This is a genomic window from Haloferax sp. s1 (assembly GCF_058382125.1).
The window spans coordinates 1-3,991 of the sequence record NZ_JBZRPK010000390.1 but is presented as its reverse complement, the minus strand read 5'-3'; the positions used below and the strand labels follow the sequence as shown (position 1 = coordinate 3,991).

Annotated in this window: 5 protein-coding genes; 2 read left to right on the top strand and 3 right to left on the bottom strand. The window is 63.1% G+C overall.

The features are described 5' to 3' along the window. The 3 genes from coaBC to QT222_RS05020 form a co-directional block, all read right to left on the bottom strand. The coding region (gene coaBC, locus QT222_RS05030; RefSeq protein WP_491476509.1) for a bifunctional phosphopantothenoylcysteine decarboxylase/phosphopantothenate--cysteine ligase CoaBC at positions 1-715 on the bottom strand (715 nt) is incomplete at its 3' end. An 81-nt stretch (positions 716-796) separates the two neighbouring features. Continuing rightward, a complete protein-coding gene (locus tag QT222_RS05025) occupies positions 797-1,576 on the bottom strand; it encodes an FAD-dependent oxidoreductase (RefSeq protein WP_004572611.1) in 780 nt (259 codons plus the stop codon). Between the two features lie 224 nt (positions 1,577-1,800). After that, positions 1,801-2,703 (bottom strand): DUF7551 domain-containing protein, encoded by a 903-nt coding sequence (locus tag QT222_RS05020; RefSeq protein WP_049917419.1) that lies wholly within the window; start codon positions 2,701-2,703, stop codon positions 1,801-1,803. Positions 2,704-2,817: 114 nt separating this feature from the next. Here QT222_RS05020 and QT222_RS05015 point away from each other — a divergent pair, with 114 nt between their 5' ends. Both QT222_RS05015 and QT222_RS05010 read left to right on the top strand, forming a co-directional pair. Next, positions 2,818-3,354, top strand: a complete 537-nt coding sequence (locus QT222_RS05015) for an SRPBCC family protein (protein ID WP_004572613.1) — start codon at positions 2,818-2,820, stop codon at positions 3,352-3,354. A 140-nt stretch (positions 3,355-3,494) separates the two neighbouring features. Then, positions 3,495-3,991: NAD-binding protein (locus QT222_RS05010; protein WP_491476508.1), on the top strand; the 497-nt coding region annotated here is incomplete at its 3' end.

Here is a 3,991-nt window from a genome sequence, read left to right as displayed (position 1 = left end):
GTACGTCCGCGTAGTGAACGTCTCCGTCGTCGTGGACGAGCGTTACGTCCGCACCGCGGATAGCGAGCGCGCGGGCGACGGCGCGTCCCGTCCGACCCGATGCGCGGTTCGAGAGGGTTCGAATCGGGTCGACCGACTCGGTCGTCGCTCCGGAGGTGACGATGATAGATTTCCCGGCGAGCGTCTGCGCCGTCGTGGCCGTCGCCACGCCGGTGATGATGGCCTCCTCGGTCGCGATTTTTGCCTTCCCCTCTTCGATTCGCGGGTCGACGAATTCGACGCCCCACGACTTTACGCGCTCGATGGCATCCATGACACCCGGATGGTCGTACATGGGTTCGTGCATTGCAGGTGTGACGACGACCGGCACTCCGGCACCGAGAGCGGTCGTCGCACAGGTCGTGACGGGGGAGTCGTCGATAGCGGCGGCTATCTTTCCGACCGTGTTGGCCGTCGCGGGTGCGACGAGAAACACGTCCGCCCAGCCGTCGCGGCCGCAGAGTTCGACGTGTTCGACGCGGCCGGTTATCTCCGTGACCACGTCGTGTTCGGTGGCGAATTCGACGGCCCACGGGTGGATGATTCCCGTCGACGCGCCGGTCATCACCGCGCGTACGGAGGCTCCCTGTCGGCGAAGTTCGTGCGCCAACTCGACGACTTTCACGGCCGCGATACTTCCCGTCACCCCGAGCGCGACGTTCACACCTTCGAGCATTCACTCGTCTCTGCGCCCGCTATCGGTTAAAAGGATTCGCGTCTTCGGAGGCGATTCGGCGGGGTCGGCAGGCCCGCCGAACTACTCGTCCAGTCGCCCGAGGTCGTCGTCGACGAGACTCGGATGCGTGCGCTGTGGTTCCTCGTGTGGCTCGGCGAAGAACTCCTGCATGACCGCCCGGGATTCTGCCTCGCGGCGTTCGCGCTCGTCAGCGTCGATTTCCTCACACGCCGGTGGGACCTCGCGTCCCCGGTCTGTGAAGTAACCGGTCGGCGCGACCCAGTCGTTGTAAAACGGCGTTCCGGAGTCGTGTACGAGCGTGATAGCCGTCTCCGCGGCGTCACCGGCGGCGACGACCGCCTGGTGGTAGATTTCGGTGAGTCGTCCCGCGGCGTACAGTCCGGGGACGGCGGTTCGACCGAGGTCGTCGACCTCGACGTACGTTTTCGACCCGGCGTCTCTGCGTTCGACGCCGGTACCTTCGAGATACGACGCGTCGGCCCAAGAGGCTGCGACGACCCGAGCGGTGGGAATCGTCTCTTCGCCGTCTTCGGTCTCGACAGTCGCCCAGAACAGGGGGTCGTCCTCGTCACCGAGTACATCGAGGGCGATAACTCGGCCAGTCCGTCTGTCCGCACCGCTTCGCTCCGCCTGTTCGGTCAAGAGGTCGGTGAACAGTCGACTGTTGACGCCCGCCGGAAACCCGGGGACGTTTTCGAGGTGTGCGTTTCGGCGGACGATGGACTCGCCTTCGTTCACGACGAGGGTGTCGAGTCCGGCGCGTGCGAGGAAGGTCGCTGCGGTGAGACCCGCGACGCCGCCACCGACGACGAGGGCGTCCCACGAATTTGGCTCGCTCATACTGGACGGTAGCCAAGCAGTCAGTAAAGGCGTACGGATAGCTGCTGATGGTCAAAACCGCCGGATTTCGAGCGAACCAAATCACCGATGACGCGGTGCCGGAACCGGGTGCTCCCGCGTTCTCGTCACAGGTGAGTCGACGCGCCTGATAAGGACTGTTGTAACTATTTACCGGGAACCGCCGTCCCGGTTCCGGTGACACCGGTAAGAGACTACAACAGTCCTTATGAATCGTTGAGCCACCGGTTTTCGACTGCTTCGACGCTGACGAGTCCCCTCGATTCGCCGTCGGGGATAGTCTGGAGTCGAACACGCCACCGGCCATCCGACAGCGCCTCGCCGTCGATGAACCGAACGGCCCGCTCGGGCGTGCGTCGAAGGAGGTCGACCGCGATGGGGAGCGTCGGAATGCGACCGGTTCGCTCCGCGAGCGCGTAGTCTCCGAACGTGAGTTCCCACGTCCGAATGGCATTTTTGGGTGTGTGTCCATCGGAACACCCGGACTCGGGGTCACAAATCGGGCGCAGCGAGTACCCGTCGATGAACGCGACCGCTTCGAGCGTTCGGAGCGTCGAGCCTACGGGATTCGGTGTCGTCGTCGGAGAGAACAGTTCCGCAGCCGTCTCCACGATAGTGTTCTGTTCCGACGGCGACAGACGAACATCGAGTTCGCTCATCATGCTCCACAGCAGAGTGAGACAGAAGTCGTCGTGGTCCTCGACGACTTCGGCCAGCGTGAGATACGTCTCCATGACTGCCGTTTCGACTACTCGGTGGCCCGTCTCCGCCAGTGCTTCGAACAGCGACCCGGAAACGTCGTGACAGAAGGCGCGATACCGCGTGTGGTTATCTTCGGGCTCGGTTGCGAGCGGTTGCATCGGTCGCTCCGATAACTCGTGGACCAGCGGGTCGTAGTACGGTACGCCCGGGTCGTATCGCCGGAGTACAGACCGGTACTCGCTCACGAGTTCCGCGGCCTCACCGGCGGCGTGCCGGTCAGGAAACTGTTGTCCAAGCACCGCCCCGGGTTCGACCCCTGTCCGGCCACACACCACTACGTAATCGCCACTGGGACACGAGAGAGACCGAATCTCAGCTCTAATGTCCCGCAGCGTCCCCCCAACCATTCAGCAGTAGGTCTCGACACGGGGCGATTATAGGTTGCGATTGCGATGGCGCTCTCCAAGTGTCGCGGGACGCCAGCCCACAAGGCTTAGTTTCCACCGGGTGAATGCTGGTTCGTGGACGAGATAGCCGTCAGCACCGTCGTCTACCTGCCTCCCGAGGAGGTCTACGAGTTCCTCGTGGACTTCCCGCGGTACGCCAACTACTCGAAACATCTCCAGGATGTACAGCAGTTCGGCGACGGGTCGCCGGGAACGAAATACGCCCTCAACTTCGCTTGGTGGAAGCTCACCTACACCGCGGAATCGAAGGTAACAGACGTGACGCCACCGACGCGTATCGACTGGACAATCACCAAGGACATCCACGCAGTGGGTCGCTGGCGCGTCGAAGCACTCGATGACCTACCGGACGACGCGCCCTCGGATGCCGACACTGCCTGCAACGTCTTTTTTGAAGTCGAATACGACACACAAACCGTCTCGGCCGGAGATATCGACCTTCCACGCTTCGTCTCTCTCGGCTGGGTCGTCGACAAGGTAAAACCCGTCCTCCAGAAGGAAGCAGAGCGTATCGTCGAGCGCATCGTCGCCGACATCGAAGGGCGACCCCGGAAGGTCGACCTCACGATACACACGAAGCCCACGTCGTGACTCTGACCGCACACAGGGCCGCGTCGTGACCGCAACCGCATCCAGATCCGACTTTCCGCCCGCGACACGCCCGAGTCCGAAGGGAAATACACATACGCGCAGGCGGTCCAACGAAGAGGTATGATAGGGGCTGGTCCCTCGTGCGCGTGATTATCATCGGCGCCGGGCAGGTCGGGTCGTCCATCGCGGCCGACCTGGACGACACCCACGAAGTCGTCATTATCGACTGCGACCCAGAGCGAGTGGACGAACTGAACTACTCGCTCGACGTGTTGGCACTCCACGGCGACGGCACCTCCGTCGAGACGCTCGAAGAGGCGGGTGTCGGGCGTGCGGACATGGTCATCGCTTCGACCGACAACGACGAGACGAATATCGTCACGTGCGCGACGGCCAAGGCCATCTCTGAGGCGTTCACCATCGCCCGCGTGAAGAACACGGAGTACCTTCGAACGTGGCAGCGCTCCGAGAAAGCCTTCGGCATCGACTTCATGGTCTGTACGAACCTGCTCGCCGCGGAGTCTATCGTCCGCGTCGTCGGGCTTCCTGCCGCGCGGGACGTTGACTCCTTCGCGGGCGGGAAGGTCCAGATGGCCGAGTTCGAAGTCGACGCGGAAAGTCCCGTTGCGAACCAGAC

What these genes read in the sequence shown, in the direction of transcription:
- QT222_RS05025 (WP_004572611.1), bottom strand. Translation starts at nt 1,576, where the DNA reads ATGAGCGAGCCAAATTCGTGGGACGCCCTCGTCGTCGGTGGCGGCGTC.
- QT222_RS05020 (WP_049917419.1), bottom strand. Translation starts at nt 2,703, where the DNA reads ATGGTTGGGGGGACGCTGCGGGACATTAGAGCTGAGATTCGGTCTCTC.